At 64.2% G+C, this 26,129-nt stretch carries 24 protein-coding genes and 1 tRNA gene; 10 read left to right on the forward strand and 15 right to left on the reverse strand.

Going from position 1 to position 26,129, the window contains the following annotated elements; translation table 11 throughout:
* Positions 1 to 1,107: a methionine ABC transporter ATP-binding protein gene (locus K8374_RS23020; protein WP_224457351.1), complete on the forward strand. Its 1,107-nt coding sequence runs from the start codon at positions 1 to 3 to the stop codon at positions 1,105 to 1,107.
* Positions 1,097 to 1,741, forward strand: a complete 645-nt coding sequence (locus tag K8374_RS23025) for a methionine ABC transporter permease (protein ID WP_084853629.1) — start codon at positions 1,097 to 1,099, stop codon at positions 1,739 to 1,741. The genes K8374_RS23020 and K8374_RS23025 overlap by 11 nt, the downstream gene beginning before the upstream one ends.
* A 111-nt stretch (positions 1,742 to 1,852) precedes the next feature.
* Here the strand turns inward: K8374_RS23025 and dibA are convergent, their stop codons facing one another.
* Positions 1,853 to 3,790: a phosphodiesterase DibA gene (gene dibA, locus K8374_RS23030; RefSeq protein WP_224457352.1), complete on the reverse strand. Its 1,938-nt coding sequence runs from the start codon at positions 3,788 to 3,790 to the stop codon at positions 1,853 to 1,855.
* 150 nt (positions 3,791 to 3,940) lie between these two features.
* On the opposite strand from dibA, the gene desA reads away from it, so the two are divergent.
* Positions 3,941 to 5,125, forward strand: a complete 1,185-nt coding sequence (desA, locus tag K8374_RS23035; protein WP_224457353.1) for a delta-9 fatty acid desaturase DesA — start codon at positions 3,941 to 3,943, stop codon at positions 5,123 to 5,125.
* 99 nt (positions 5,126 to 5,224) lie between these two features.
* The gene (locus K8374_RS23040; RefSeq protein ID WP_224459388.1) at positions 5,225 to 6,256 is read left to right on the forward strand and encodes a GGDEF domain-containing protein; all 1,032 of its coding nucleotides are present in this window, start codon (positions 5,225 to 5,227) and stop codon (positions 6,254 to 6,256) included.
* A gap of 10 nt (positions 6,257 to 6,266) precedes the next feature.
* Here K8374_RS23040 and K8374_RS23045 read toward each other — a convergent pair whose 3' ends face one another.
* The 8 genes from K8374_RS23045 to K8374_RS23080 form a co-directional block, all read right to left on the reverse strand.
* Positions 6,267 to 7,478, reverse strand: coding sequence for an HDOD domain-containing protein (locus K8374_RS23045; protein ID WP_224457354.1), 1,212 nt, complete (start codon positions 7,476 to 7,478; stop codon positions 6,267 to 6,269).
* 138 nt (positions 7,479 to 7,616) lie between these two features.
* Entirely contained in the window at positions 7,617 to 8,894 is a 1,278-nt protein-coding gene (gene gabT / locus K8374_RS23050) for a 4-aminobutyrate--2-oxoglutarate transaminase (protein ID WP_224457355.1), read from the reverse strand.
* Between the two features lie 181 nt (positions 8,895 to 9,075).
* Positions 9,076 to 10,518, reverse strand: coding sequence for an NADP-dependent succinate-semialdehyde dehydrogenase (gene gabD / locus K8374_RS23055; protein WP_084853620.1), 1,443 nt, complete (start codon positions 10,516 to 10,518; stop codon positions 9,076 to 9,078).
* Between the two features lie 348 nt (positions 10,519 to 10,866).
* Positions 10,867 to 11,142, reverse strand: coding sequence for a DUF971 domain-containing protein (locus K8374_RS23060; RefSeq protein ID WP_224457356.1), 276 nt, complete (start codon positions 11,140 to 11,142; stop codon positions 10,867 to 10,869).
* Positions 11,142 to 12,107, reverse strand: coding sequence for a HEAT repeat domain-containing protein (locus K8374_RS23065; protein ID WP_224457357.1), 966 nt, complete (start codon positions 12,105 to 12,107; stop codon positions 11,142 to 11,144). Before K8374_RS23065 ends, K8374_RS23060 begins: the two co-directional genes overlap by 1 nt.
* Positions 12,108 to 12,153: 46 nt before the next feature.
* Positions 12,154 to 12,399, reverse strand: a complete 246-nt coding sequence (locus K8374_RS23070) for a ferredoxin family protein (RefSeq protein ID WP_043208219.1) — start codon at positions 12,397 to 12,399, stop codon at positions 12,154 to 12,156.
* A gap of 48 nt (positions 12,400 to 12,447) precedes the next feature.
* Positions 12,448 to 14,205, reverse strand: a complete 1,758-nt coding sequence (locus K8374_RS23075; RefSeq protein WP_224457358.1) for a fumarate reductase/succinate dehydrogenase flavoprotein subunit — start codon at positions 14,203 to 14,205, stop codon at positions 12,448 to 12,450.
* On the reverse strand, positions 14,202 to 14,951 hold the full coding sequence (locus K8374_RS23080; RefSeq protein WP_224457359.1) for a GntR family transcriptional regulator: 750 nt from the start codon (positions 14,949 to 14,951) through the stop codon (positions 14,202 to 14,204). The genes K8374_RS23075 and K8374_RS23080 overlap by 4 nt, the downstream gene beginning before the upstream one ends.
* Before the next feature lie 235 nt (positions 14,952 to 15,186).
* Here K8374_RS23080 and K8374_RS23085 point away from each other — a divergent pair.
* From K8374_RS23085 to K8374_RS23100, 4 genes are all read left to right on the forward strand, one after another.
* A tRNA-Arg gene (locus tag K8374_RS23085) sits at positions 15,187 to 15,263 on the forward strand.
* 213 nt (positions 15,264 to 15,476) lie between these two features.
* On the forward strand, positions 15,477 to 16,475 hold the full coding sequence (locus tag K8374_RS23090) for an Abi family protein (RefSeq protein WP_224457360.1): 999 nt from the start codon (positions 15,477 to 15,479) through the stop codon (positions 16,473 to 16,475).
* A 154-nt stretch (positions 16,476 to 16,629) separates the two neighbouring features.
* Positions 16,630 to 18,363 carry a dipeptidase gene (locus K8374_RS23095; RefSeq protein ID WP_224457361.1) on the forward strand — a complete coding sequence of 578 codons (1,734 nt, stop codon included), beginning with the start codon at positions 16,630 to 16,632 and terminating at the stop codon, positions 18,361 to 18,363.
* Positions 18,364 to 18,622: 259 nt separating this feature from the next.
* Entirely contained in the window at positions 18,623 to 19,060 is a 438-nt protein-coding gene (locus K8374_RS23100) for a CBS domain-containing protein (protein WP_084855411.1), read from the forward strand.
* 30 nt (positions 19,061 to 19,090) lie between these two features.
* Here the strand turns inward: K8374_RS23100 and K8374_RS23105 are convergent, their stop codons facing one another.
* The 3 genes from K8374_RS23105 to K8374_RS23115 form a co-directional block, all read right to left on the reverse strand.
* Positions 19,091 to 19,729, reverse strand: coding sequence for an NADH:ubiquinone oxidoreductase subunit N (locus K8374_RS23105; protein WP_224457362.1), 639 nt, complete (start codon positions 19,727 to 19,729; stop codon positions 19,091 to 19,093).
* Between the two features lie 70 nt (positions 19,730 to 19,799).
* Positions 19,800 to 20,042, reverse strand: coding sequence for a DUF2789 domain-containing protein (locus K8374_RS23110; RefSeq protein WP_084855409.1), 243 nt, complete (start codon positions 20,040 to 20,042; stop codon positions 19,800 to 19,802).
* Between the two features lie 61 nt (positions 20,043 to 20,103).
* Positions 20,104 to 20,562: an aminoacyl-tRNA deacylase gene (locus K8374_RS23115; RefSeq protein ID WP_084855408.1), complete on the reverse strand. Its 459-nt coding sequence runs from the start codon at positions 20,560 to 20,562 to the stop codon at positions 20,104 to 20,106.
* A gap of 96 nt (positions 20,563 to 20,658) precedes the next feature.
* Between K8374_RS23115 and K8374_RS23120 the strand changes: the two genes are divergently transcribed.
* Both K8374_RS23120 and K8374_RS23125 read left to right on the forward strand, forming a co-directional pair.
* The gene (locus K8374_RS23120) at positions 20,659 to 22,005 is read left to right on the forward strand and encodes an NfeD family protein (protein WP_224457363.1); all 1,347 of its coding nucleotides are present in this window, start codon (positions 20,659 to 20,661) and stop codon (positions 22,003 to 22,005) included.
* 2 nt (positions 22,006 to 22,007) lie between these two features.
* On the forward strand, positions 22,008 to 22,760 hold the full coding sequence (locus K8374_RS23125) for a slipin family protein (RefSeq protein WP_196144611.1): 753 nt from the start codon (positions 22,008 to 22,010) through the stop codon (positions 22,758 to 22,760).
* 33 nt (positions 22,761 to 22,793) lie between these two features.
* On the opposite strand, the gene K8374_RS23130 is transcribed toward K8374_RS23125, so the two are convergent.
* The 3 genes from K8374_RS23130 to K8374_RS23140 all read right to left on the reverse strand — a co-directional run bounded on the left by K8374_RS23130 (position 22,794) and on the right by K8374_RS23140 (position 26,113).
* A complete protein-coding gene (locus K8374_RS23130; RefSeq protein WP_196144612.1) occupies positions 22,794 to 23,426 on the reverse strand; it encodes a LysE family transporter in 633 nt (210 codons plus the stop codon).
* A gap of 189 nt (positions 23,427 to 23,615) precedes the next feature.
* Positions 23,616 to 24,203: a mechanosensitive ion channel domain-containing protein gene (locus tag K8374_RS23135; RefSeq protein ID WP_224457364.1), complete on the reverse strand. Its 588-nt coding sequence runs from the start codon at positions 24,201 to 24,203 to the stop codon at positions 23,616 to 23,618.
* Positions 24,203 to 26,113: an ATP-binding cassette domain-containing protein gene (locus tag K8374_RS23140; RefSeq protein WP_224457365.1), complete on the reverse strand. Its 1,911-nt coding sequence runs from the start codon at positions 26,111 to 26,113 to the stop codon at positions 24,203 to 24,205. Before K8374_RS23140 ends, K8374_RS23135 begins: the two co-directional genes overlap by 1 nt.
* Positions 26,114 to 26,129 lie beyond the last annotated feature (16 nt).

Below are 26,129 nucleotides of genomic sequence, written 5' to 3' on the forward strand. Positions count from 1 at the left end.
ATGAGCAGCGCCAACGCCCTTGGGGCGCCCCTTTCGAACCTTTCGCCGCCCCTGGCCCGCCAGCAGGCTCTGCGCCCGGAAGTCAACGAAGCCCATGTGCGCTTCATCGGCCTGGGCAAGACCTACCCAGGCCAGGACCAGCCCGCGTTGCACGGCATCGACCTGAACATCCGCCGCGGCGAGATCTTCGGCATCATCGGCCGCAGTGGTGCCGGCAAGTCGTCCTTGCTGCGCACCATCAACCGCCTGGAACAGCCCAGCCAGGGCCGGGTGCTGATCGACCAGGTGGACATCGCCGCGTTCGACGAACAGCGCCTGGTCGCCCTGCGCCGGCGCATCGGCATGATCTTCCAGCACTTCAACCTGATGTCGGCCAAGACGGTCTGGCAGAACATCGAGCTGCCACTGAAGGTGGCCGGCGTGCCCCAGGCCGAGCGCCACCGCAAGGTGCGTGAACTGCTGGAGCTGGTGGGCCTGGGGCACAAGCACGACGTATACCCGGCGCAACTGTCCGGCGGGCAGAAACAGCGTGTCGGCATCGCCCGCGCGCTGGTGCACGACCCCGAGATCCTGTTGTGCGACGAAGCCACCTCGGCCCTGGATCCGGAAACCACCGCCTCGATCCTCGAGCTGTTGCGCGACATCAACCAGCGCCTGGGCCTGACCGTGGTGCTGATCACCCACGAAATGGCGGTGATCCGCGATATCTGCCACCGGGTCGTGGTACTCGAGCGCGGCGAGGTGGTCGAGCAGGGCGAGGTCTGGCGGGTATTCGGCACGCCCCGGCACGAGGTGACCCGAACCCTGCTGGCGCCCTTGCAAACCAAGCTGCCTGCCGCGCTGCAGGCCAGCCTGCGCTCGGAACCTGGGAAAGGCGCTGCCGTGGTGCTGCGCCTGGGCCTGCTGGGCGAGCCGGCACTGTCGGACCTGTTCGCCGACCTGGGCGGGCGGGTGCGCCTGCTCCAGGGCGGCATCGAGACCATCGGCGCCCATGCCCTGGGGCAATTGATCCTGTCGGTGCAGGGCTCGCCCCATGAGGTGTCGCATTTGCTGGAACGTGCCCGCAGCTGGGCCGAGGACGCGGAGGTACTGGGCTATGTGGTTTGATCGCCTGCTCGAAGGCTTGCTCGATACCTTGCTGATGGTGGGTGTGTCATCGCTGGTGGCCCTGCTGGTCGGCGTACCGATGGCGGTGTTCCTGGTGACCAGCGACAAGGGCGGAATCTTCGAGGCCCCGACGTTGAATCGCACGCTGGGCGCCATCGTCAATCTGTTCCGCTCGATCCCGTTCCTGATCCTGATGGTCGCGCTGATCCCCTTCACCCGCCTGGTGGTCGGCACCACCTACGGTGTGTGGGCCGCGGTGGTACCCCTGACCATCGCCGCCACGCCGTTCTTCGCCCGTATCGCCGAGGTGAGCCTGCGCGAGGTCGACCATGGCTTGGTGGAGGCCGCCCAGGCCATGGGCTGCCGGCGCTGGCACATCGTCTGGCATGTGCTGCTGCCCGAGGCGCTGCCGGGTATCGTCGGTGGCTTCACCATCACCCTGGTGACGCTGATCAACTCCTCGGCCATGGCCGGTGCCATTGGTGCCGGCGGGCTGGGCGATATCGCCTACCGGTATGGCTACCAGCGATTCGACAGCCAGATCATGCTGACCGTGATCGCCATGCTGGTGGCGTTGGTGGCGGTGATCCAGCTGGGCGGTGACCGGCTGGCCAAGGGGTTGAACAAGCGGTAGTTTTTTGCAGCCAGTGTGGGAGCGGGTTTACCCGCGAATGCCGCGCTCATCTGTTGGATGATGCAGGCCTCCTGTGTGCGGGCTTGTCCCGCGATTAGGCCTGGCCCGATATCACCGTCGCCTGGCAAGGGCTTCGCCCTTGATCGCGGGACAAGCCTGCTCCCACAACACCCCCGCCGGCACCGGTCGCCCGAACCAATACCCCTGCCCCACATCGCATTGCTGTTCCAACAGGAACCGTGCCTGCTCGGCCTGTTCGATCCCTTCGGCATGCACCTGCATACCCATGCTTCGGGCCAGGGCGATGATCACCCGCACGATGGCCATGTCGTCCTCGTCCTCAGGTAGCCCGGCGACGAAGCCCTGGTCGATCTTGAGCTTCTGCACCGGCAGGCGCTTGAGCCGCAGCAACGACGAGTAACCGGTTCCGAAGTCATCGATGGCCAGGTTCAGCCCCAGCTCGCGCAGCCGGTGCAGCTGTTCGAGCGCCACTTCCGGGTCCGCCATCACTGCGCTCTCGGTGACTTCCAACTCCAGCAGCGCCGGATCCAGCCCGGTGTCATGCAGCACCTCGGCCACCTGCCGGTACAGCTCACGCTGGCCAAACAGCCGGGCGGAGATGTTCACCGCAACGAACCGCAACTGGCGCCCTTCACGCTGCCACTGCACCATCTGCCGGCACGACTGGCGCAGCACCCAGGCATCGATCTCGGCGATCAGGCCGGTACGCTCGGCGATGGGAATGAACTCCCCTGGCGACACCAGCCCGCGGGTGGGGTGCTCCCAGCGTACCAGCGCCTCGACGCCGACCATCTGGCCGCTGAACAGGTCATGCACCGGCTGGTAGAACACGCGCAGTTCCTGTTGCTCCAGGGCCCTGCGCAGCTCACTGGCGGTCTCGACCCGGTGCTGGGCATGAGCGGTCAGCTCTTCGGTGTACAACGCATAGCAGGCGCGGCCGTTGTGCTTGGCCTTGCCCAGTGCCGCGTCCGCGTTGCGCAGCAGTTGCGCGGCGCTCTGCGCATCGCTGGGGAACAGGCTGATGCCGATACTGACACCAACGAACAAACGATGGTCGTCGAAGACGAACGGCTCGCGCATACGCTCCAACAGGGCCTGGGCCAAGGTCGCTGCCTGCCCCACCTGCTCGCAGCCCTCGGCCAGCACACCGAATTCATCACCGCCCAGGCGCGCCAGCGTCACGCCATTGCCCAGGGCCTCGCGCAGACGCTCGCCCACCAGCTTGAGCAACTGGTCACCGACGGTATGGCCAAGGCCATCGTTGATGCTCTGGAAATGGTCGAGGTCCAGCAACAGCAAGGCACAGCCGCGCTTGTTGGCCTGGGCATTGGCCAGCGCCTGCTCGGCACGGTCGCTGAACAGCAGGCGGTTGGGCAGGCCCGTCAGCGGGTCGTGGTGCGCCAGGTAGGCCAGCTCCTGTTCGGAGTGCTTGATCGCACTGATGTCGCTGAACACCGCCACATAGTGGCTGAGGGCACCGCTGTCGTCGCGGATGGCACAGATGGTCTGCCATTGCGGGTAGATTTCACCGCTCTTGCGCCGGTTCCAGATCTCCCCGCTCCACTCGCCCTTTTCCGCCAGCGCGGCATAGATCTGCTGATAGAACCCCGCGCCATGGCGGCCGGACTTGAACTTGCTCGGGCGCTGGCCGATCACTTCGTCCCGGCTGTAGCCGGTGATGCGCATGAAGGCACGGTTGACGTGCACGATCAGGCCACTGCTGTCGGTCACCAGCACGCCTTCGAGGGTACTGTCGAATACTGCAGCGGCCATGCGCAGGCGTTCGCGATCCTCGCTGCGCAGGCGGGCGCCGATGCCAATGAATTTGAGCAGGCGGGCCCGCGAGACGAAGATCAGCGCGGCGCTGACCAGCACCCACACGAATACGTTGGCCGAGCGCCCTGCCGCCAGCAACTGCGGGTCCAGGAACAAACCCTGCAACACGTGCTCGGACGCCACCAGCCAGAGCAACGAGAACACCAGGTACAACGCAGCCATGCGCAAGGCGTCGCGAACGGAAACAGACATGTCGGGTGGGTAAGCCCATGAAAAATAATGGGGCATTATAAAGGCTGAAACATGCCGTGACTTGCTAGCGGAAAGGTCGACTGGTTTTATTTCGCCACCTAGGGATAATGCCAGCGCTGTTCCCCTGTTTTTTCGAGGGTTTCTACACCTATGTGGTACTACGGTCTGCTCGACTTGTCGGCCTGGCAACTGGTCGGCGTCACCCTGCTGATGACCCACGTGACGATCATCAGCGTCACCCTCTACCTGCATCGCTATTCCGCCCACCGCGCGCTGGAGCTCAACGCCGGTCTCAAGCACTTCTTCCGCTTCTGGCTGTGGCTGACCACTGCGCAGAACACCCGTGAATGGACGGCCGTGCACCGCAAACACCACGCCAAGTGCGAAACCCCCGACGACCCGCACAGCCCCGTGCACAAGGGCCTGGGCACGGTGCTACGCAAAGGCGCCGAGCTGTACCGCGAGGAGGCGCGCAACCCCGAGACCCTGCGCATCTACGGCAAGAACTGCCCGGACGACTGGATCGAGCGCAACCTCTATTCACGCTACAAGTTCGGTGGCATCGCGCTGATGGCGGTCATCGACCTGCTGCTGTTCGGCACCATCGGCATCACCATCTGGGCGATCCAGATGATGTGGATTCCGTTCTGGGCTGCCGGCGTGGTCAACGGCCTGGGCCACGCGCTGGGCTACCGCAACTTCGAATGCCGCGACGCCGCCACCAACCTGGTGCCCTGGGGCATCGTGATCGGTGGCGAGGAGCTGCACAACAACCACCACACCTACCCCAACTCGGCCAAGCTCTCGGTCAAGCGCTGGGAATTCGACATGGGCTGGATGTGGATCCGCCTGCTGTGCCTGCTGCGCCTGGCCAAGGTGCAGCGTGTAGCCCCCATCGCCCACCGGGTCGCAGGCAAGGCGCACCTGGACATGGACACCGCCATGGCGATCCTCAACAACCGTTTCCAGATCATGGCCCAGTACCGCAAGCTGGTCATCGCGCCCCTGGTCAAGCAGGAGCTGGCGCGGGTCGACGCGTCGGTGCGCCATCGTCTGCGCCACGCCAAACGCCTGCTGTCGCGTGAAACCAGCCTGCTGCAAGACCGTCATCACGTACGCATCGAGTCCATGCTCGCCCATAGCCAGGCACTCAAGACCATCTATGAGAAGCGCCTGGCCCTGCAGCAGATCTGGGCCCGCACCAGCGCCAACGGCCACGACATGCTGGCCGCCATGAAGGATTGGGTACACGAGGCCGAGGCCAGCGGCATTCACGCCCTGCGCGACTTCGCCGGCCAACTCAAGACCTATTCCCTGCGCCCTACCGGGGCCTGATCGCCGTTGATCGGCACGCCCTGCGCCAGGGCGTGCCGCCCGGAACTTCGCCGCCTGTTCCCGACTCAAATCCGGCATATCGCCCGCGTGGCGGGCCGGATCGTGGCCGCACGCTTCAATGCCGAGAACCACTCCGTGCTCATGGCCAAAGACCTCACTCCAACCTTACCCGGCACTGCACCGCCGGAAACCGCCCAAACCCTGCTCGCCCTGCTCCACGCCCAGGGCGAAGTCGCCCGCCTGAGCGAACGCGAGCAGCTCTACAGTTCCCTGCTCGACAGCGTCAATGCCGTGCTCTGGGCGTTCGACTGGGAAACCCACCAGGTGCTCTATGTAAGCCCCGCCTACGAACGCATTTTCGGCCGCCCCGCCAGCCTGGTGCTGGCCGACTACAACGAGTGGCGCGACAGCATCTACCCCGATGACCTTGAATACGCCGAGCACAGCCTGGCCCAGGTGCTGCTCCATGGCGCGGTGGAAAACCGTGAGTACCGCATCATCAATGCGGCCGGCGAGATACGCTGGCTGAGCGACAAATGCTACGTCAACCAACAGCGCGAGGCGGACCAGCGGGTGATCATCGTCGGCATCGCCGAGGACATCACCGAAAAGAAGCAGCTCGAAGGCGAGCTGCAGCGCCTGGCCACCACCGATGTGCTGACCCAGAGCAGCAACCGCCGGCACTTCTTCGAGTGCGCCCGGCAGGCATTGGAAACCGCCCGCGAGGAAGGCACGCCCCTGGCCTTCCTGTTGTTGGATATCGACGACTTCAAGCGCATCAATGACAGCTACGGCCACCAGGAAGGCGACCAGGTGCTGCAGCGCATCGCCGACAGCGGCCGCGCCGTACTACGCCGGGGTGATTTGTTCGGGCGCATCGGTGGCGAGGAATTCGCCGCCGTGTTTCCCGGTTGCACCGCCGAAATCGCCGAACAGATCGCCGACCGCCTGCAACGGGAGATCCAGCGCCAGCGTTTCAACCATGGGCCGGAAACCTATGGCGTCACGGTCAGCCAGGGCGTGACCGGGCTGACCGATGAAGACGACAACATCGACACCCTGTTCGCCCGTGCCGATGCGGCCATGTACCAGGCCAAGCGCCAGGGCAAGAACCAGATCGTTCGGGCATAGATCCTGGCATTCAGCCTTCGACCTTGCGCAACCGGCTCAACTCCGCCAACCCCAGCTTGAGCAACCGCGCCGTCTTGTTGCTGGCCACCTTCTCCAGCCCCTGCCCGGCCGGCAGCCGCGACAACTGACCGGCCAGGTTCATGGCCAGGATCTCCCGTGAATACACCCCGCCGCCCAGCTGGTAGATCGCCGCGATCAGTTCGCGCAGCCCCAACGGCAAACGCCAGCGCGTGCGCAACGCCGAGCCGAAGGCGGCGCCATATTCGTCGAGCGCTCGTTGCACCTGGCCCTCGTCCAGTTCACCGCCGGCCAGGCGCCACTCCTGCAGGCAACGCAGCACCGCCAGGTCACCCAGGCAATGCAGCAACCCTGCGCAATAGCACCGCTCTTCTTCCAGCTCCAGCAGGCGCGCCAGGCTACGCGCATATTCGGCGGTGTGCAGCGAGAGGTCCCAGTAACGGGCCGCAGGGCCAGCCAGCATCGGGTCGCTCAGCCGCGCGCTGCGCTTGAGGGTCAGGCCCAGGATCAGGTTCATGCTCTGGGTACTGCCCAGCTTGCTCAAGGCCTGCAACAGGGTCTGCACCGGTACTTCACTGTGCAGGGCGGCGCTGTTGGCAGCGGCGATCAACACCGCAGTGATCTGCGGGTCGTTGCGCAGCTCCTGCTCGAGCAGTTTGAGGTCCAGCCCATGGGGATCGAGCGCACGCTTGATCGCCACCTGCACATCGGCGAACAGCGGGCCACCATCGGCACTGGCCCGGCGTTGCTCCAGGTAGGCCGCCAACGTGATCCCCGGCGGCAATGGCGCCACCGGGCAGGCGATCTGTTCGCCGACGTCCAGCAGCAGTTTCTCCAGGCGCTGGCGCAGGGTATCCAGGTCCAAGGGTTTGCTCAGGTAGGCCGTGGGGTGCAGCGGCAGCACTTCGTGCACGCTGGCGCTGTCGTTGCGCTCGCTCATCAGGATGAACGGCAACGCGGGCTTGTGCCCCTTGGCCCGCACGTTGCGCAGCAAGTCGAGGCCATCGACGCCGGCCAGCTCACGGGCGGCGATGATCAGGTCGGGCTTGCTCGCCAGCGCGGCCAGGGCCTCCGGGCCATCGGCGCAGACCTGCAGGCGTGCATCGCAACGCACGCTGAGCAGCATTTCGCGGAGCATGTCGCGCACCCAAGGATCGCCTTCGGCGATCAGGACACAAGGCGGGGTGGGGTTTGCAGCGCTCATCGGCGACTCCTGGCAATCCTTTACATGCGATCCGTCGCAGCATCCAAGCGGATCCATGGCACAACGATAGCGTTCCGCTCCGGCATTGGGCATAAAAAAAACCCGCCGAAGCGGGTTTTTTTCTGACGCCTGTCACATTCAGGCGAGCTCGGCGAAGCACTCTTCGATGATCGCCAGGCCCTTGTCCAGCAGCGCATCTTCCGCGGTCAGCGGAACCAGGATACGCAGGACGTTGCCGTAGGTGCCGCAAGACAGCAGGATCAGGCCCTTGTCACGCGCCTTGGCCACAACCTGGGCGACTGCGGCAGCGTTCGGGGTGTGGGTGCCTTTCTCGAAGACTTCCACAGCAATCATCGAGCCCAGGCCGCGGACATCACCGATGATCGGGTGCTTTTCCTGGATCTTGCGCAGGCCGGTGGTCAGGCGCTCGCCCACAGCCTTGCTGCGGTCCAGCAGCTTCTCTTCTTCGAACACCTGGATGACGGCCAGGGCCGCGGCGCAGGCGATCGGCGAACCGGCGTAGGTGCCGCCCAGGCCGCCCGGAGCGATGGCGTCCATGTACTCGGCCTTGCCGCACACACCGGCCAGCGGGAAGCCGCCGGCGATGGACTTGGCGAAGGTGGTCAGGTCAGGCGCGACGCCCATCTGCTCCATGGCGAAGAAGGTACCGGTACGGCCAGCGCCGGTCTGGACTTCGTCGGCGATCAGCAGGATGCCGTGCTGGTCGCACAGGGCGCGCAGGCGCTGCATCAGCTCTTTCGGCGCTGGCAGGAAGCCGCCTTCGCCTTGTACCGGCTCGAGGATGATGGCAGCGATGTCGCGTGGCTCGGCGTCGTTCTTGAAGATGCGCTCGACCGAGGCGATAGCGTCGTCAACGCTGATGCCGTGCAGTTCGCTCGGGAACAGGGCGCGGAAGATGCCGCCCGGCATCAGGCCCATGCCAGCGGAGTAAGGCACGACCTTGCCGGTCAGGCCCAGGGTCATCATGGTGCGGCCGTGGTAGCCGCCGGTGAAGGCGATCACGCCGGCACGGCCAGTGGCGGCACGAGCGATCTTCACGGCGTTCTCGACGGCTTCGGAACCGGTGGAGACCAGCAGGGTCTTCTTGGCGAAGTCGCCAGGGACCATGGCGTTGATCTTCTCGCACAGCTCTACGTAGGGCTCGTACGCCAGAACCTGGAAGCAGGTGTGGCTGACTTTGGTCAGCTGCTCTTGAACGGCGGCAACCACTTTCGGGTGCAGGTGGCCGGTGTTCAGTACTGCGATGCCGCCGGCGAAGTCGATCAGTTCGCGGCCTTCAACGTCGATCACGGTCGAGTTCTTCGCGGTGTCGACGAAGATCGGGTGGATCTGGCCAACGCCACGTGGGACGGCGTTGACACGGCGTTGCATCAAGGATTCGTTGGTCTTGCTCATAATGCCCTCATTCGCGCCGACTCAAGATGGCGCTGTTATTCGGGGGTGGCTGGATGCGACCACGCACAGTATTCGTTGATCGACTGTCGTGAACGCCCTGGCCACCAGGTACTACGGTGTCAAAAAGGCCAGCGAGACGTCGCTCTCGCGCCCCGCTGGCAGAGGGAAATTCAGTACGTGATCAGATGCTGATGCACAGGTACTTGATCTCGAGGTAGTCCTCGATGCCGTACTTGGAACCTTCGCGGCCCAGGCCCGAGGCCTTGATGCCACCGAACGGCGCCACTTCGTTGGAGATCAGGCCGGTGTTGATACCCACCATGCCGTACTCCAGGGCCTCGGCGACACGGAACACACGGCTCATGTCACGGGCATAGAAGTACGAAGCCAGGCCGAACTCGGTGTCGTTGGACATGGCGATGACTTCGGCTTCGTCTTTGAAGCGGAACAGCGGCGCCAGCGGGCCGAAGGTTTCTTCCTTGGCCACGGCAGCGCTCTTCGGCACGTCGACCAGGATGGTCGGCTCGAAGAAGTTGCCTTCGATCAGCTTGCCGCCGGACAGCACCTTGGCGCCCTTGGAGACTGCGTCTTCGATGTGCTCCTGGACCTTGGCGACAGCCTTGCCGTCAATCAGCGGACCGGTGGTGGTGCCTTCTTCCAGGCCGTTACCGATCTTCAGCTTGGCGACAGCGGCCTTGAGCTTCTCGGCGAACGCGTCGTAGACGCCGTCCTGCACGTAGATACGGTTGGCGCAGACGCAGGTCTGGCCGTTGTTGCGGTACTTGGAGATGATCGCGCCCTCGACCGCCTTGTCCAGGTCGGCGTCGTCGAACACGATGAACGGCGCGTTGCCGCCCAGCTCCAGGGAGACCTTCTTGATGTCCTTGGCGCATTCTTCCATCAGCTGGCGACCGATTTCGGTGGAGCCGGTGAAGGAAAGCTTGCGAACCAGGGCGTTGCTGGTCAGCTCGCCGCCGACCTCGCCAGCACTGCCGGTCACCACGCTCAGCACGCCAGCCGGGATGCCGGCACGGTTGGCCAGCTCGACCAGGGCCAGGGCGGAGTATGGGGTCTGGGAGGCAGGCTTGAGGACCATGGTGCAGCCAGCGGCCAGGGCCGGGCCGGCTTTACGGGTGATCATCGCGGCCGGGAAGTTCCACGGGGTGATGGCGGCGGTGACACCGATCGGCTGCTTGATGACGATCAGGCGCTTGTCCGGCTGGTGGCCAGGAATCACGTCACCGTAGACGCGCTTGCCTTCTTCGGCGAACCACTCGATGAACGAGGCGGCGTAGGCGATCTCGCCCTTGGCTTCGGCCAGTGGCTTGCCCTGCTCGGTGGTCATCAGGCGGGCCAGGTCGTCCTGGTGCTCGATCATCAGCTCGAACCAGCGACGCAGCTTGCCAGCACGCTCTTTGGCGGTCAGTGCGCGCCAAGCCGGCAGGGCCTTGTCGGCGGCTTCGATGGCGCGGCGGGTTTCGGCGGCGCCCATCTTCGGCACGGAACCAATGACTTCACCGGTGGCCGGGTTGGTCACCTTGATGGTCTGACCGTTGTCCGCGTCCAGCCACTCACCGTTGATGAAGGCTTGCTGGCGGAACAACTGAGCGTCTTTGAGCTGCATGTCGGATTCCCTTGAAAGCACCGTGCACGGACGGGCCTGATTATTGATTGTTGAGAGGCGCCCAGGGGCACCATCAGGAATTCTTGCACCAGGGGTGTTCAACGCCTGGGCATCGAGCGTTTGAAATCTCAAACGGAATGCTAAGCGGCTGCTGGGGTGTTGGACAATAGGCTGTTCGAAAAAAAGAACGAACGGTTGAACACCGGTGGCCACTCCCATCGCTGGCAAGCCGGTTCCCACAAACGCGGGTGTATCTCTGTGGGGGCCGGCTTGCGGCGATGAGGCCAGTACAGGTTAGCCCAGTGTCATGAAGGAAGAATGGCGTAGGGACCGACGGCCGGCGCAGCTCTACCCGAGGCTACGCAGATAGCTCCATGGGTAGATGCCCCGGTCATGCCCGTCGCTGAAGACCAGTTGCACCCCATACCCTTGCAACGCGATACGCTCCACCCGCACACCTTCGCGTACCAGGGCGATCCCACCCCGCAATGCCGCCGCCCGGCACTGCGAACAGGGGCAGGCACCGCGCAGCCGCGCATGGCTGACCACCTGCAAGGTCTCGCCCCATTGCACCGCCAGTTCGCCTTGCCCACGCACGTTGCGCACGGCGTTGGGCGCGTCCATCACACCGCTCCTTGCAACTGGGCCAAGGCAATGCGCACGGCCTTGCGCACCTCCGGGTCGGTATCGGCTTCGGCGGCCTGCAACGCAGGCAATGCCCGGGCCTGGCCCAGCTCGCCCAAGGCCAGGGCAGCCTCCTTGCGCAGGTTCGCGATGCCGTGGCCCAACAAGCTGGCCAGGGACTCCAGTGCCGCGTCGTGACGCAGCCGACCCAAGGCCCGGGCGGCGCGCAGGCGCACTTGCCAGTAAGCGTCCTCGAGCGCCTCGACCAAGGCCGGGCCCGCCTCGCCAAGGCCGACCTTGCCCAGCGTGGTGGCCGCCTCCTCGCGCACCTGCCAGGCCTCGTCGCGCAATGCCATGACCAGCGCCGGCAGCACACCCGCATCACGTGCCAGCCCCAGCGCACCGATCGCGGCGCGGCGCACCTCGGTGTCCATTTCCTCGGTCGCCAACCGGGCCAGGGCCGGCAAGGCAGGCGCATGTTTCAGCCAGCCGAGGATACCCACCGCCTCACGGCGTACGGCAGCCTCCGCGTCATCGAGCGCCCTCAAGGCAGGGGCCGCGGCCTCTTCCAGGCGCAGCTCGCGCAGCGCCCGCAGCGCGCTGGCGCGCACGAACCCATCGGCATGCTCGGCCCAGGGCAGGATGAGCAGGCCGGTCTCCAGGGACTTGAGCTCGCTCAGGCTCTGGGCCGCAGCCTGGCGCACCGGCTCGGCCGTGTCGGCCAGGGCCGCGCACAGCGCCTGTACCACCTCGGGCGCTTCCCAGGCTTCCAGCAAACGCGCGGCCTCGGCGCGCACCTCGGGGTCGCTGTCCACCAGCAGGGCATCGGTCAGCCAGGGCAGGCCGTCCGGGTCTTCCAGGTCGGCCAGTTCGATCAGGGCGATGCGCCGCACCCCTGCGTCGGTGTCAGCCAGGCGGGGCAGCAATTGATGGATGTCGGGGTTGTCGGTGGTTCGTTCGGTCATGGCGCGATCCGCAGCTGTGGGTGTTCGAATGGCAGGGTGCGTGGCGTCAGCGCAACAGGTAGGGAATGTCCACCTTCACTGCGCCTGTCGGGCAGTCTTTCTCGCACGGCATGCAGTACCAGCATTCGTCGAAGGCCATGTAGGCCTTCTGGGTGGCTGGGTTGATCGCCAGCAGGTCCATGGGGCAGACCTCGACGCAGACGGTGCAGCCTTTTTCGGCGATGCATTTGTCTTCGTCGATGGTGACCGGGGCATTGCTGCGAAAGAAGATTTCTTGGGGTTGGTAAGCCATTTCAGGGCTCCTTGAAGCCGATGGTTCGCATTGTGAGTTGTCGAAAGGCTACTGGCCCAATCGCGGGACAAGCCCGCTCCCACAGGTATCCGCCAGGTTCACTCGCAGCCGGTCGTATGCGCTCTGCTCCTGGGCGTCCAGGGGAATCAGGTACGGCTCCACCGGCTTCTTGAAGCTGGTCATCCGCCCGGCCTCGTCCTTCTTCAGATGGCAATGGCAGAACCACTCGCCATCGTTGCGCTCGGGGAAGTCGACCCGGTGGTGATACAACCCCCACCGGCTCTCTTCGCGGAACAGCGAGGCCCGCGCGGCCATTTCGGCGCAGTCGCGGATCACGCTCACCTCCATGGCACGCATCAGCTCATGGGGGTTATTGGCCTTCATCTGCGAAAGGTCCCGTTCGATCTCGGCGAAGCGTGCTAGGCCGATTTCCATCTTCTTGGTCACTTTCGGCGGCTGCAGGTAGTCGTTGACCATGCGCCGCAGCTTGTATTCCACCTGGGCCGGCGGCAGGCCGTACTCACGCTGCAGCGGGGCGTACACCCGCTCGCGCTCGCGCTCGACCTGGGCCGGGTCCACCTCGGCCAGCGCGCGCCCGGCCACATAGCGGGCAGCGTTGACCCCGGCGAACCAGCCATAGGTGAACGCGCCCAGCATGTAGTTGTGCGGTACCGCCGCCATGTCTCCGGCCGCGTACAGGCCTTGCACACTGGTCTCGGCCTTCTCGTTGACCCACACCCCCGAGGCCGAGTGCCCGGAACAGAAACCGATCTCGGAGATGTGCATCTCCACCATGTGCTGGCGATAGTCGGTTCCGCGCCCGGCATGGAACTGGCCACGGCTGGGGCGTTCATTGCTGTGCAGGATCTGTTCGATATCCTGGATGGTTTCCTCGGCCAGGTGGTCGAGCTTGAGGAACACCGGACCATTGCCGCCCTCCAGCTCCTGGTGGAACTCCCACATCATCTGCCCGCTCCAGTAGTCGCACTCGATGAAGCGCTCACCCTTGCCATTGGCCGTATAACCGCCCAGAGGGCCGGTGACATAGGCGCAGGCCGGGCCGTTGTAGTCCTTGATCAGTGGGTTGATCTGGAAGCACTCCAGGTTCGCCAGCTCCGCCCCGGCGTGGTAGGCCATGGCATAGCCGTCGCCAGCATTGGTCGGGTTCTCGTAGGTGCCCATCAGGTAACCCGACGACGGCAAGCCCAGGCGCCCGGCCGCGCCACAGGCGAGGATCACCGCCTTGGCGCGGATCACCTGGAATTCGCCGCTGCGGCAGTCGAAGCCCATCACCCCGGCCGCAGCGCCTTCAGCGTCCAGCAGCACGCGGGTGCAAACCACGCGGTTGCTGATCTCGACTCGCGCGCGCTTGAGCTGGCGATAGAGCACCTTCTTGATGTCGTGGCCCTCAGGCATGGGCAGCACGTAGGCGCCCATGTGGTGGACCTTCTTCACCGCGTAATCGCCGGTTTCGTCCTTCTCGAACTTCACACCCCAGCGGTCCAATTGCTCGAGGGTCTCGAAGCTGTGGGTGGCGTAGGCATGCACGGCGGCCTGGTTGACGATGCCGTCGTTGGCCACGGTGATTTCCTTGGTGTACTGCTCCGGCGTGGCATGGCCAGGGACGATCGCGTTGTTCAGGCCATCCATGCCCATGCTGATGGCACCGCTGCGCTTGACGTTGGCTTTTTCCAGCAGCAGCACGCGCAGGGTCTTGTCCTGCTCCTTGGCCTTGATCGCCGCCATGGGCCCTGCAGTACCGCCGCCGATGACGATGATGTCGTAGTCGCGTGTGTCGAGGGTCATGCCTTGGCTCCTTTCTGGCGGTCGATACGCAGGCGGTACTGGAAGGCATCGCCGCGGTAGTAGAGGTGTTCGAAGTCCAGCGGCGTGCCGTCGGCGGCGTGAGTCAGGCGCTCGATACGCATGATCGGCGAGCCCTCCTCGACCTCCAGCGCCTGGGTCAGGTCACGGTCGGCGAGCACCGCGTCGATGGCCAGGTCCGCATGGCCCAGCGGGATGCCGCAATCGTTCTCCAGCAGCAGGAAGATGTCGCACGTGGCCAGGTCGGCTTTCTCCAGCTTCTCGCCTACGGCCTTGGGCAGCCAGGTCAGCTCCAGCGACACCGGTTCGCGGTTGATCAAGCGCACCCGGCGGATCTCGGTGACCAGGCTGCCCTCCTCCACCTGCAGCCGCGCCGCCACCAGCGCACTGGCCGGCACATGACGGAAGCTGCGCAGCCGGTTGAGCACCTCGTAGCCCATCTGCGTCATGGACTCGGCCAGCCCTTGCAGGTGGGTCACGTTCTGGAATGCCTTGGGCTTGGCCACGAAGGTGCCCTTGCCGTGGATCTTGAAGATCAGCCCCTCCTTCTGCAGGTCGCCCAGGGCCTGGCGTACGGTGATACGGCTGACGTCGAACGCCTTGCCCAGCTCGCTTTCCGACGGCATACGGCTGTGGGGTGGGTAGGTGCCATCGAGGATGCGCTCGCGCAACACTTCCTTGAGCTGGGTGTAGAGCGGTACCGGGGACAAGGGGAGCAGTTCGGCCATGGTTCTCTTCGCTATAGGCTGACTTGTTATAACAAGTTGTGACGAGACAATAGCAGGCATAAGAACGGCATGGGAAATACCGATATCGCATAACATTATGGCAGGCGCTCATCGCGGGCTCGCTGAGTCGCCCTTGTGGGAACGGGCTCGCCCCACATCACCGTCTTGTGGCAAAAACAGCTACAGATCAAGGCGATGGACGCAACCCACGGAGATGGGTATCATGCGCCCCGTTGCACTCGTAGCTCAGCTGGATAGAGTACTGCCCTCCGAAGGCAGGGGTCGTGGGTTCGAATCCCGCCGAGTGCGCCATACCTGAAGCCCTGGGAGATTTCCCGGGGCTTTTTCGTTTGTGCTGAAGCCTTGCAAGATGCGTTTACATCTCCACCGGTCAGCGCAGCGTCAAGCTTCTTGCAAAACTGGGCGCAGCTCCATAACCTTGGCCACAACACACCCGCCATGCCTCTGGCTGCCTCGGCAACCATGCACAAATTGAGCGGGTTTTTTTTGCCTGGCCAATCCCTTATGAAGCGCTTTCTCAAGCCCGCGATTAGTGTTCCCGAGCAATTGGCATTGCTAAGAGGGCGCGGGCTTGTTATTCAAAACGAAGCCAAAGCGCTTTGTTTTCTGGAGGCAGTCAGCTTCTTTCGCCTTACGCCCTATATGCGCCCCTTTCAGGTTTCCGATGATCCGGACCACGGCTTCAAACCAGGAACCAGGCTGCGCTCACTTACCCGCTTATACGATTTTGATCGTCGCTTACGATTGCTGGTCATCGACGCGGTCGAGCGAATTGAAGTAGCGACACGCACCGCAATCAGCAACCACATGGGACCTGCGCATGGGGCGCATTGGTATTTAGAGCGCGAGCTGTTCCAACGCGGCTATCGTCACCAAGAGCTTCTGGACGCGATACGAGACAAACAAGAAAAGGCTCGCCGCGACTATCTACGAGAATGCCAACGCATCAATACATCCAGCATGCCCATGCTTCGCAAACAGCAGCTTAAAAGCTTGAGAAGCAAGGAAAGCTATGCACGCCACTACACCCTGAGCTATGACACGCCGGCGCTGATGCCCGCTTGGGCTGCGATGGAAGAAATCACTCTAGGTGACCTTTCCCACTTGTTCAAAGGCTTAGCCAAGGATGCTGATCGTAAAGCTATTGCTCGTCGGTTGGCGTTACCCGGCCCTCTCCTGCAATCCTGGCTGCATACCCTCACCACCATTCGGAATATTTGTGCCCATCATGCACGCTTGTGGAATCGAGAGTTGGGGATTCGTCCTGAGTTGCCTAGATCCGTCACTTTCCTCTGGCCCAAGCACCTCCAACATCCTGGTCAACATGCTCGTGTATTCACCGTTTTGTGCATCCTCAACTTATTGATGCGCCAAGTGAGCCCTCATACCAGCTGGGATCGTCGTCTTCATGATTTACTGGCCGAGTTTCCAGAAGTCCCATTGCATGCCATGGGCTTTCCGCGTGATTGGCAAGAAGACCCGTTCTGGCAGATAAGGATTTAGAGCAACCCTTCGAAGAGTTTCCGGCTCTTTCGTTTGTGCTCCAGTGCCATTGTGCCTCTCCCCTGAGGCAGGTCATTGGTGTTAGCGTGGGTGCCTTCCCGTTCCTACGGAGCGGGCTCTTCTTTCCATGATCTGCGAAGGACTGCGCTGACCCATGACCCTGAAAAAATTCACCACCGCCACGCTACTGCTCGCCAGCCTTGGGCTGTTCGCCGGCCAGGCCCAGGCCAACCTCACGCCACAGCAATCGGCCGCTATCCTCAAGGCCTACGACGGCAGCGACCCGGCTGGTTTCCGTCAGTTCCTCGGCAAGCTGGCAGACAGCGACCTGGCCAAGGCGGACAACCTCGCTGCCACGGTAAAGGCCTACCTGGCCAGCAAACCGCTGTCCGCCGACCAGCAGGATGAAATCAACCGCCTGCTCGGCCTCTACACCCGCATCAAGTACGGCAAGGCCGCCACCGAGACCCTGCGTGAACTGGTGGCCATCCCGACCTTCCAGGTCGAGGGCGTGCCGCAGCACGAGAACCCCGAATTCCTCAAGATCGCCGACAAGATCAAGGCGCTGGCCGAGGGTTTCGGCCTGAGTTTCCGCAACGTCGACAACCGGGTCTACGAGATCTCCCTGGGTGACAACGACAAGGAAGTCGTCGGTATCCACGCCCATGCTGACGTGGTGCCGGTGAACCCGGCCAACTGGAAGCTCGAGGATGGCACGCGCCTGGACCCGTTCAAGGTCACCTTGGTCGGCGACCGCATGTATGGCCGTGGCACCGAAGACGACAAGAACGGTATCGTCGTGGCGCTGTACGCCTTGAAAGTGGCCAAGGACGAAAAGCTGCCGCTGGCCCGCCAGTTCAAGCTGCTGGTGGACACCACCGAGGAAACCACCGGCGAGGCCATCCCCTACTATTTCGCCCGCAACCCCAAGCCCAACTACAACCTGGCCCTGGATGGCGGCTACCCCGTGGTGATCGCGGAAAAAGGCTACGGCACCGTGATGGCCAGCTTCCGTCGACGCCCGGCCACCGGCAAGGGCGCGGAAGTCACCCAGTTGACAGGCGGGCTGGCCACCAACCAGATCCCCTCCACCTCGGTGGCGACCTTGCTCGGCGACAACCCGGCCGCACTGGCCGAGGGTCTGAAGAAAGCGGGCGACGCGTACGTCAAGCGCAACGGTGGGGACTTCACCATCGATGCCAAGGTAGCCGGCAAGGAGGTGATCCTGACCGTCACCGGCGTCTCGGCCCACTCCTCGGAGCCGGAGTCGGGGGTCAACCCGGTAGCGCGCATGCTCGACTTCCTCAATGGCCTCGGTGACCGGGTGCCGCTCAAGCACAACCACATCACTGACGCTGCCCGCTACGCGGCCGACAACTGGGGCCTGGACTACCTGGGCAAGAAGCTGGGCGTGGGCTTCGAGGATGCGTTCATGGGCCCGTTGACCGCTTCGCTGACCTACGTCGGCCTCGACCAGAAGGCCTTGAAACTCGCAGTCAACCTGCGCATCCCGAAAGGCAAGCCGATCGCCGCGATCAAGGACGACCTGGCTGACAAACTGGGCGCCTGGGCACGTGGCAGCCACACCTCGGTGGCCTTCGACTACAGCCTCGACGAGCCGATGTACCGCAACCCGGAAGGCGAGTGGGTCAAGGCGCTGCTCGACGTGGCCACCGAAAACCTCGGCTTGCCCCACGAGTTCGGCACCTCCGCCGGCGCGACTTCGGTGCATGACCTGCCCAACGGGGTGCAGTTCGGCCTGGCCATGCCCAACGTGAAGTACACCGGGCACAACGACAACGAGTTCAAGACCGTGGAGCAGTTCATGCTCGATTTGCAGATCGTCAGCGAGATGGTCGCGCGGATCGGGCAGATGCCCAAGCTCTGAAGTGTTCCCTCCTGTAGGAGCGGGCTTGTCCCGCGATTGAGCCGGCCCGACCACGCGATTGCATGGCAAGGGCTTCGCCCTTGATCGCGGGACAAGCCCGCTCCTACAGAACCAGCGCAGCCCCAACAGACGATGTCGGGGTGACTGCCATGACGTTTTTCAATCGCGTCGATGCCGTTTCCTGCATTGCCGTGCAGGTCGGCATGCCGGATGCTTTAGTTAAATCGACCCATCGATTTTTCCACCTGCAGAGGCCCGTATGAAGAACGTCGAACAATTGCTCAAGACCAAGTCACAGCATCAGACCGTCTACACCATCGGCCCTGACGACTCGGTGCTCGACGCCCTCAAACTGCTGGCGGAAAAAAACATCGGCGCGTTGCCGGTGGTGGAAGACAACCAGGTGGTGGGGATCGTCAGCGAACGCGACTACGCCCGCAAGCTGGTGCTCAAGGGCCGCTCCTCGGCCGCCACCCCCGTGCGCGAGATCATGAGCGCGCCGGTGGTCACGGTCGAGCCCAAGCAGAACCTTGAATACTGCATGAACCTGATGACCAACCGCCACCTGCGCCACCTGCCGGTAGTGAGCAATGGCGAGCTGCTCGGCCTGCTGTCGATCGGTGACCTGGTCAAGGAAACCATTGCCGAACAGGCCAACCTGATCCTGCAGCTGGAGCAGTACATTCGCGGTGAATGAGCGAAAGGGCTGCAAAGCAGCCCCTGCCCTTCAATGGTAGTCACGCTCCAACTCGTCCAGCTGATGATCGAAGCTGCGCAGGCGCGCTGACCAGGTGTACACCAGCACTTCCAGGTCGCGGTTGAGCACGGCCGTGTTGCCGCCCTCGCGCCCTTGCGAGTCGCACAGGTCCAGCTGGTAACGCTCGCGGGCCATGGCCGTGGCCACGCTGGAAAGGTCGCGGGCATTGGCCAGCCAGCGGTGCTGATGGTCGTGGACTTCCCGGTCCAGCTCCCGGCATTGGCGCTTGAGCGCATCCAGGCTCTGTTCCAGCGGCGTGCCCTTGAGCTCGCCCATGACCTCCTCGAAAGTCCGCCCGGAATGCCAGTAGCTGCCCCAGAAATAACGGTCGAACACGGTCTCGACGCGCCGCAGCGCGACCTTGGTGTTCCAGATGGCCAACAGCGTATGGCCCTGGCTCACCTCACGCTTGTTCAAGCGCAACTGCTGCCAGGCGATCCATGCCAGCACGCAGAGCACCGCTGCCGCCGTGATCGCGGCAGCGGCATACATGAACTGCAGCGCGTGGTCCATGGAGTGGACATGGCGGATACCGTAGAAGTAACCGGCCGTCAGGATGCCCAGGATCGTCACGGAGCACCAGAAACCTGATGCGTAGGGATCTTTCATCACGCTATCCCCTGTTGTTTTACCTGAGCATAGCAACGGCCCCATCACCCATCAGGTGCCACTCGGCGCTTTATTGCCTGGGTCGGCGCAACGCCTCGTTGAGTTGATCGAACGGCACGGCCCAATCGGCGTCGTCTATCACGCTCTCCTTGAGAAAGGCGCGCTGGGCCTCGGTCCAGAACGGCGCATCCACCAGCTTGATCTCGTTCTTGAGCGGTGAATGGGTGGTGATGAACTTGTCGATGCTCTCGGCATCGTCAGCCAACCCCAGTTGCTTGAACAGTTCGGCGAACGGATGGATCGGTGCTTCCATGATTCCTCCTGCGGCCGGGCGGGTCGTCCACGACGCCAGCCCGGCAATGGGTTGAGGGACATCAGCACAGTTCGCGCACTTCGGCATGCGGAACCAGCTTCAGGTACTGCTCCATGCTCATGTGGATCAAGTGATCGTGGTCACCCGCCTCCAGGTAGACATCGCCCTGGCGGGTAAGGCTCGGGTCGAGCAGCATTTTTATGTCATAGGCATCGCCAAGCGCTGGCACGGCGCCACGCTCGCAGTCGCCGAACAGGGTCGGCAAGCCGCTTTCGCGGGTCAGCTGCCAGGCGCCGGACATGCGGATCTTGCTCATGTCCAGATGCCGGTTGGCCGGTAGCACGGCCATGATGTAGTTGCCATGGCGGTCGTCGAGCATCACCGACTTGGCGACCCGCTCTGCGGGAACGCCGGCCGTGCGTGCCGACTCCAGGCTCGTGGCCGAGTGAGGATGGGGAATGATGTCGTAATCGCAGTTGGCCTTGTCCAGGCGCTGCTGCAGGGTCTTGGCCATACGCATGATGCACCTCCGGTTTACCCCCCATCTGCAAGTTTAGGCCGTGCCCCGGCAGGCACGACTAAACTTCGGTGACAGGACTTGACGAGGTGACGACAGGTGATCGCTCGCTGCTGGCGTTGGCTGCTGCTCGTGCTGTTGCTCGGCACCGTACCGGGCGGCCAGGCGGTGCCCGGCGCCAGCGTCTGGGTGCTGAGCGTGGACGACGCCATCGGCCCGGCCAGTGCCGACTACCTGGTGCGTGGCCTGGAACAGGCCCAGGAACAAGGCGCGCAGTTGGTGGTGATCCGCCTGGATACGCCCGGCGGGCTGGATACCTCCATGCGTCAGATCATCAAGGCTATCCTCGCCAGCCCCGTGCCGGTGGCCAGCTTCGTCGCCCCCGGCGGCGCCCGCGCAGCCAGCGCCGGAACGTACATCCTGTACGCCAGCCACGTGGCGGCCATGGCCCCGGGCACCAACCTGGGCGCGGCCACGCCGGTGCAGGTTGGTGCGCCGTCGCCTGGCAAACCGGCGCCAGACGGGCCCCGCGAGGACGATGCCCTGGCCCGCAAGCAGGTCAACGACGCCGCGGCCTATATCCGCGGCCTCGCTCAGTTGCGCGGGCGCAACGCCGACTGGGCGGAACAGGCGGTACGCGAGGCGGTGAGCCTGTCGGCCAGCGAGGCGCTGCGCATCAAGGTCATCGACCAAGTGGCGCACGACCTGCCCGAGCTGCTCGCACAACTGGACGGCAAGACCCTGGTCGCCGCCGACCAGCCCCGCCAGTTGCACACCGCAGGGGCGGCCGTCGTCGAACACCTGCCCGACTGGCGCACTCGCCTGCTGGCGGTGATCACCAACCCCAGCGTGGCGCTGATCCTGATCATGATCGGCATCTACGGCCTGCTGTTCGAATTCATCAACCCAGGCTCCGGTGTCGGCGGCGTGGTGGGCGGTATCTGCCTGCTGCTGGCGCTGTACGCCCTGCAGCTGTTGCCGGTGAGCTACGCCGGGGTGGCCCTGGTATTGCTCGGCGTAGCGTTCATGATCGCCGAGGCGTTCCTGCCGAGCTTCGGCGTGGTCGGTTTCGGCGGCATCGTCGCCTTCGTGGTGGGCGCGGTGATCCTGATCGATACCGACGCCCCTGGCTTCGGCATCCCGCTGGCGCTGGTCGTCGCCCTGGCGGTGGTCTCGGCCCTGCTGCTCGGCGGTGTGCTGGGCATGGCCATCAAGGCGCGCCAACGCGCCCTGGTCAGCGGCGACGCCGGCCCGGTCGGCAGCTTGGTCACGGTGACCCAGGTGATGGCGGACAACCCGTTCTGCGGCTCGGTGCAGGCCCAGGGCGAACAATGGCAAGTCCAGTGCGCGACCCCGTTGCAAGCTGGGCAACATGTGCGCGTGACAGCCCGCCGTGGTGTGATGCTGGAGGTCAGCGCCACCGCGCCCGACGCGCAAGGAGAGTGACGATGTTCGTTCAATTCGGTTTCGGTGCGGTGCTGGCGGTCCTCGGCCTACTGCTGCTTTCGGCCCTGCGCATCCTGCGCGAATACGAGCGTGGCGTGGTGTTCCAGTTGGGGCGCTTCTGGCAGGTCAAGGGGCCTGGGCTGATCCTCCTGATCCCGGGCATCCAGCAGATGGTGCGGGTCGACCTGCGCACGGTGGTACTCGATGTGCCGACCCAGGATGTGATCACCCGCGACAACGTCTCGGTCAAGGTCAATGCCGTGGTGTACTTTCGCGTACTCGACCCGCAGAAGGCGATCATCCAGGTGGAGGACTTCTTCAGTGCCACCAGCCAGCTGGCCCAGACCACCCTGCGCGCGGTACTGGGCAAGCATGAGCTCGACGAATTGCTGGCCGAGCGCGAGCAACTGAATTCGGACATCCGCCAGGTGCTCGACGCCCAGACCGATGCCTGGGGTATCAAGGTGGCCAACGTCGAAATCAAGCACGTCGACCTCAACGAATCGATGGTGCGCGCCATCGCCCGCCAGGCCGAGGCCGAACGTGAACGGCGGGCCAAGGTGATCCACGCCGAAGGGGAATTGCAGGCCTCGGAAAAATTGATGCAGGCCGCGCAGATGCTCGGCAAGGAGCCGGGAGCGATGCAGTTGCGCTACATGCAGACCCTGGGAACGATTGCCGGGGACAAGAGCTCGACCATCGTCTTTCCGCTGCCGGTGGACCTGCTCAAGGGATTGGTCGATAAACAGCCGTGAAGGCCCTGCCCCTGCAGGGCCGTCTGCGGCTGGTCAGACCGGCGCGCGGCGCAAGGTGGCCAGGAAGGTCGCCGCACCGATGAACAGCCCGGCGAAGGTGCGGTTCAGGCGCTTCTGCTGCTTGGGTGTGCGCAGCAACCGCAGCACGCGGGCTGCGAGCCCTGTGTAGCCAGCCATCACCAGCATGTCGACGGTGATCATGGTCGCGGTAATGGCCAGGTACTGCGGCAGCAACGGCTCATGGGGGTTGATGAACTGCGGCAGCACCGCGAGCATGAATACCAGGGCCTTGGGGTTGCTGACGTTGACCAGGAAGCCACGGAACACCAGGCTCAACGGCTTGCCGATCGGCCGCACGGCAGAAGAGTCGCTCATGTCCATGGGCAAGGCGCGCCATTGCTTGTAGGCCAGGTACACCAGGTAGCCGACGCCGAACCACTTGATGAGCTGGAAGGCGGTGGCCGACGCCGCGAGGATGGCACCGACACCGGCGGCGATGACAGCGATCTGCACGATCAGGCCCAGTTGCAGGCCCAGGGCGTTCCAATAGCCACGCCAAAAACCGTACTGCAGCCCGCTGGACATCGAGGCAATGGCCCCGGCACCCGGCGACAGGCTGATCACCCAGCATGCGGCAAAAAAGGCCAACCAGGTTTCCATCGACATCGCACACCTCGCTCGAACAAATGTTGCAAATCGTTAAGCTACGGTCTTGGCGAAAAAATAACCAGCGATTTTTATGGCGCCGGTGCAGGCTTTTTCGCGGGTAAATCCACTCCCACAATGCAACTCTGGCTTCGGCGGTATGCCTGTGGGAGCGGGTTTACCCGCGAACAGCCGATACGGTTCCAGCGATCAATCAGCCTCGACCGCCTCACCCTTGGTCACGACCGGCACCTCGGTCCCTCGCCAGCGGCGCACAGCCTTCTGGAAGAACTGGCTGTTCGGCACCTGCACCAGCGCCCCGCCCGCCTCGGGCGTTTCCATCAGCGTGGTGTACAACAGGTTGATGGCGATCACCCGGCCCTTGACCCCGGGTTTGTCCAAGGTGTCGACCAGCTCGACCACATCGCCGATGCGAAACGGCCCGACCGTGAAGATCAGCACCGCGCAGAGCAGGTTGGACAACACGCTCCAGATGGCGAAGAACGCCACCGCTGCCACAGCCACGAAGCCCGACAGGGCCGTCCACAGCACCGTGGCCGAGACGCCCATGCGCTCCAGCACGAACAACAGTGCGCTGCCCATGATCAGCCAGCGCAGACCACCACGTACCGGCACCAGCAGCTCCGGCGGCAGCGGGTAGCGCTCGCCCAGGCTCTTCAGGCCCCGCGCGACCACCCGCTGCAGGATGAACGCGGCGATCAGGATCAGCAGGATCTGCAACCCCAGCCAGAACGCATCCATCCATTGCCCCGGCAGCAGCGAACGCAGCTCCTCCATCAGGACAGCGCCTCGAGTTCGGCCTGCATGCTCTCGAGGGTCTCAAGCGCTTCCATCCAGGCTTCCTCAAGCTCACCTTCACGCTGCTTGAGCTTGGTCTGGCGGGCCAGCAGGTCACGCAGTTCATCCTTGCGGGCCGCTTCGTAGAGGCTGGCATCGCCCAGGGCGGCTTCGATCTCGGCCAATTGCCCGTGCACCTGGTTCAGCTCGGCTTCCAGCTTCTCGGCTGCGCGCTTGTGTGGCGCCAGTTGCTGGCGCAAGGCGGCGGCAGCCTGGCGCTGGGCCTTCTTGTCGGTCTTGTCCGGGTTGGCCGGAGCATTGCTGGCAGGGGCGCTGCGCTGGCGATAGTCGATCAACCAGCGGCTGTAGTCGTCCAGGTCGCCATCGAAGGCCTCGACCTTGCCGTCGGCCACCAGCAGGAAATCGTCGGTGGTGCTCTTGAGCAGATGGCGGTCGTGGGAAACCACCACCACTGCGCCGCTGAATTCCTGCAGGGCCATGGTCAGGGCCAGACGCATCTCCAGGTCCAGGTGGTTGGTCGGTTCGTCGAGCAGCAGCAGGTTGGGCCGCTCCCAGGCGATCAACGCCAGGGCCAGGCGCGCCTTCTCGCCACCGGAGAAATTCACCACAGGCTCGTCGACGCGGTCGCCATGGAAGTCGAAGCCGCCGAGGAAGTCACGCAGGGTCTGCTCGCGCTCGGCAGGTGCGATGCGTTGCAGGTGCAGCAACGGGCTTGCCTTGTCGTCCAGCGAGTCGAGCTGGTGCTGGGCGAAGTAGCCTACAGCCAGGTTCTCGCCACGGACCAGGCGCCCGGCGAGCGGTTGCAGTTCACCGGCCAGGTTCTTGATCAGGGTCGACTTGCCGGCGCCGTTGGGGCCGAGCAGGCCGATGCGGGCACCGGGCGCCAGCTGCAGCTTGACCTTCTCCAGAACGGCCTTGTCGCCATAACCGAGCCGACCTTCGGAAAGGTCGAGCAAGGGGTTGGAGATCTTCTCCGACTCACGGAAGACGAAGTCGAACGGCGAATCCACATGGGCCGCCGACAGCTCTTCCATCCGCTCCAGTGCCTTGATCCGGCTCTGCGCCTGGCGAGCCTTGGTGGCCTGGGCGCGGAAGCGGGCGATGTACTTCTCCATGTGCGCACGGCGGGCCTGCTGCTTCTCGTAGGCCTGCTGCTGCTGCGCCAGGCGCTCGGCCCGGGTGCGCTCGAAGGCGGTATAGCCGCCCTTGTAGAGGTTGAGCTTGCGCTGCTCGACATGCACCACATGGTCGACCACCGCATCGAGAAAGTCGCGGTCGTGGGAAATCAGCAGCAGCGTGCCGGGATAGCCCTTGAGCCAGTCTTCCAACCAGAGGATGGCGTCCAGGTCCAGGTGGTTGGTGGGTTCGTCGAGCAGCAGCAGGTCCGACGGGCACATCAATGCTTGTGCCAGGTTCAGGCGCATCCGCCAGCCACCGGAGAAGTCGCCGACGCGGCGATCCATCTGCTCGGCGGTGAACCCGAGCCCGGCCAACAGCTTGCGTGCGCGGGCATCGGCGGTATAGCCGTCGGCACTGTCCAGCTCACTGTGCAGGCGTGCCAGGGCGGTGCCGTCGTGGGCGGCCTCGGCGACGGCCAGTTCGGCCTGGACCTTGCGCAGGCGCACGTCACCGTCGAGCACATAGTCCACGGCCAGGCGGTCGAGGGTATCGACTTCCTGGCGCATGTGGGCGATGCGCCAGTCGGCCGGCAGTTGGCAATCGCCGCCATCGGGTGACAGCTCGCCACGCAGCAAGGCGAACAGGCTGGATTTTCCGGCGCCGTTGGCGCCGATCAGGCCGGCTTTGTGACCGGCGTGCAGGGTCATCTCGGCGCCTTCTAGCAAGCGCTGCGGACCACGCTGTAAAGTGAGGTTGGATAGTCTGATCATGATGGTCGCGGAGTCT

Source organism: Pseudomonas sp. p1(2021b), from assembly GCF_020151015.1.
Classification (GTDB): Bacteria; Pseudomonadota; Gammaproteobacteria; order Pseudomonadales; family Pseudomonadaceae; genus Aquipseudomonas; species Aquipseudomonas putida_K.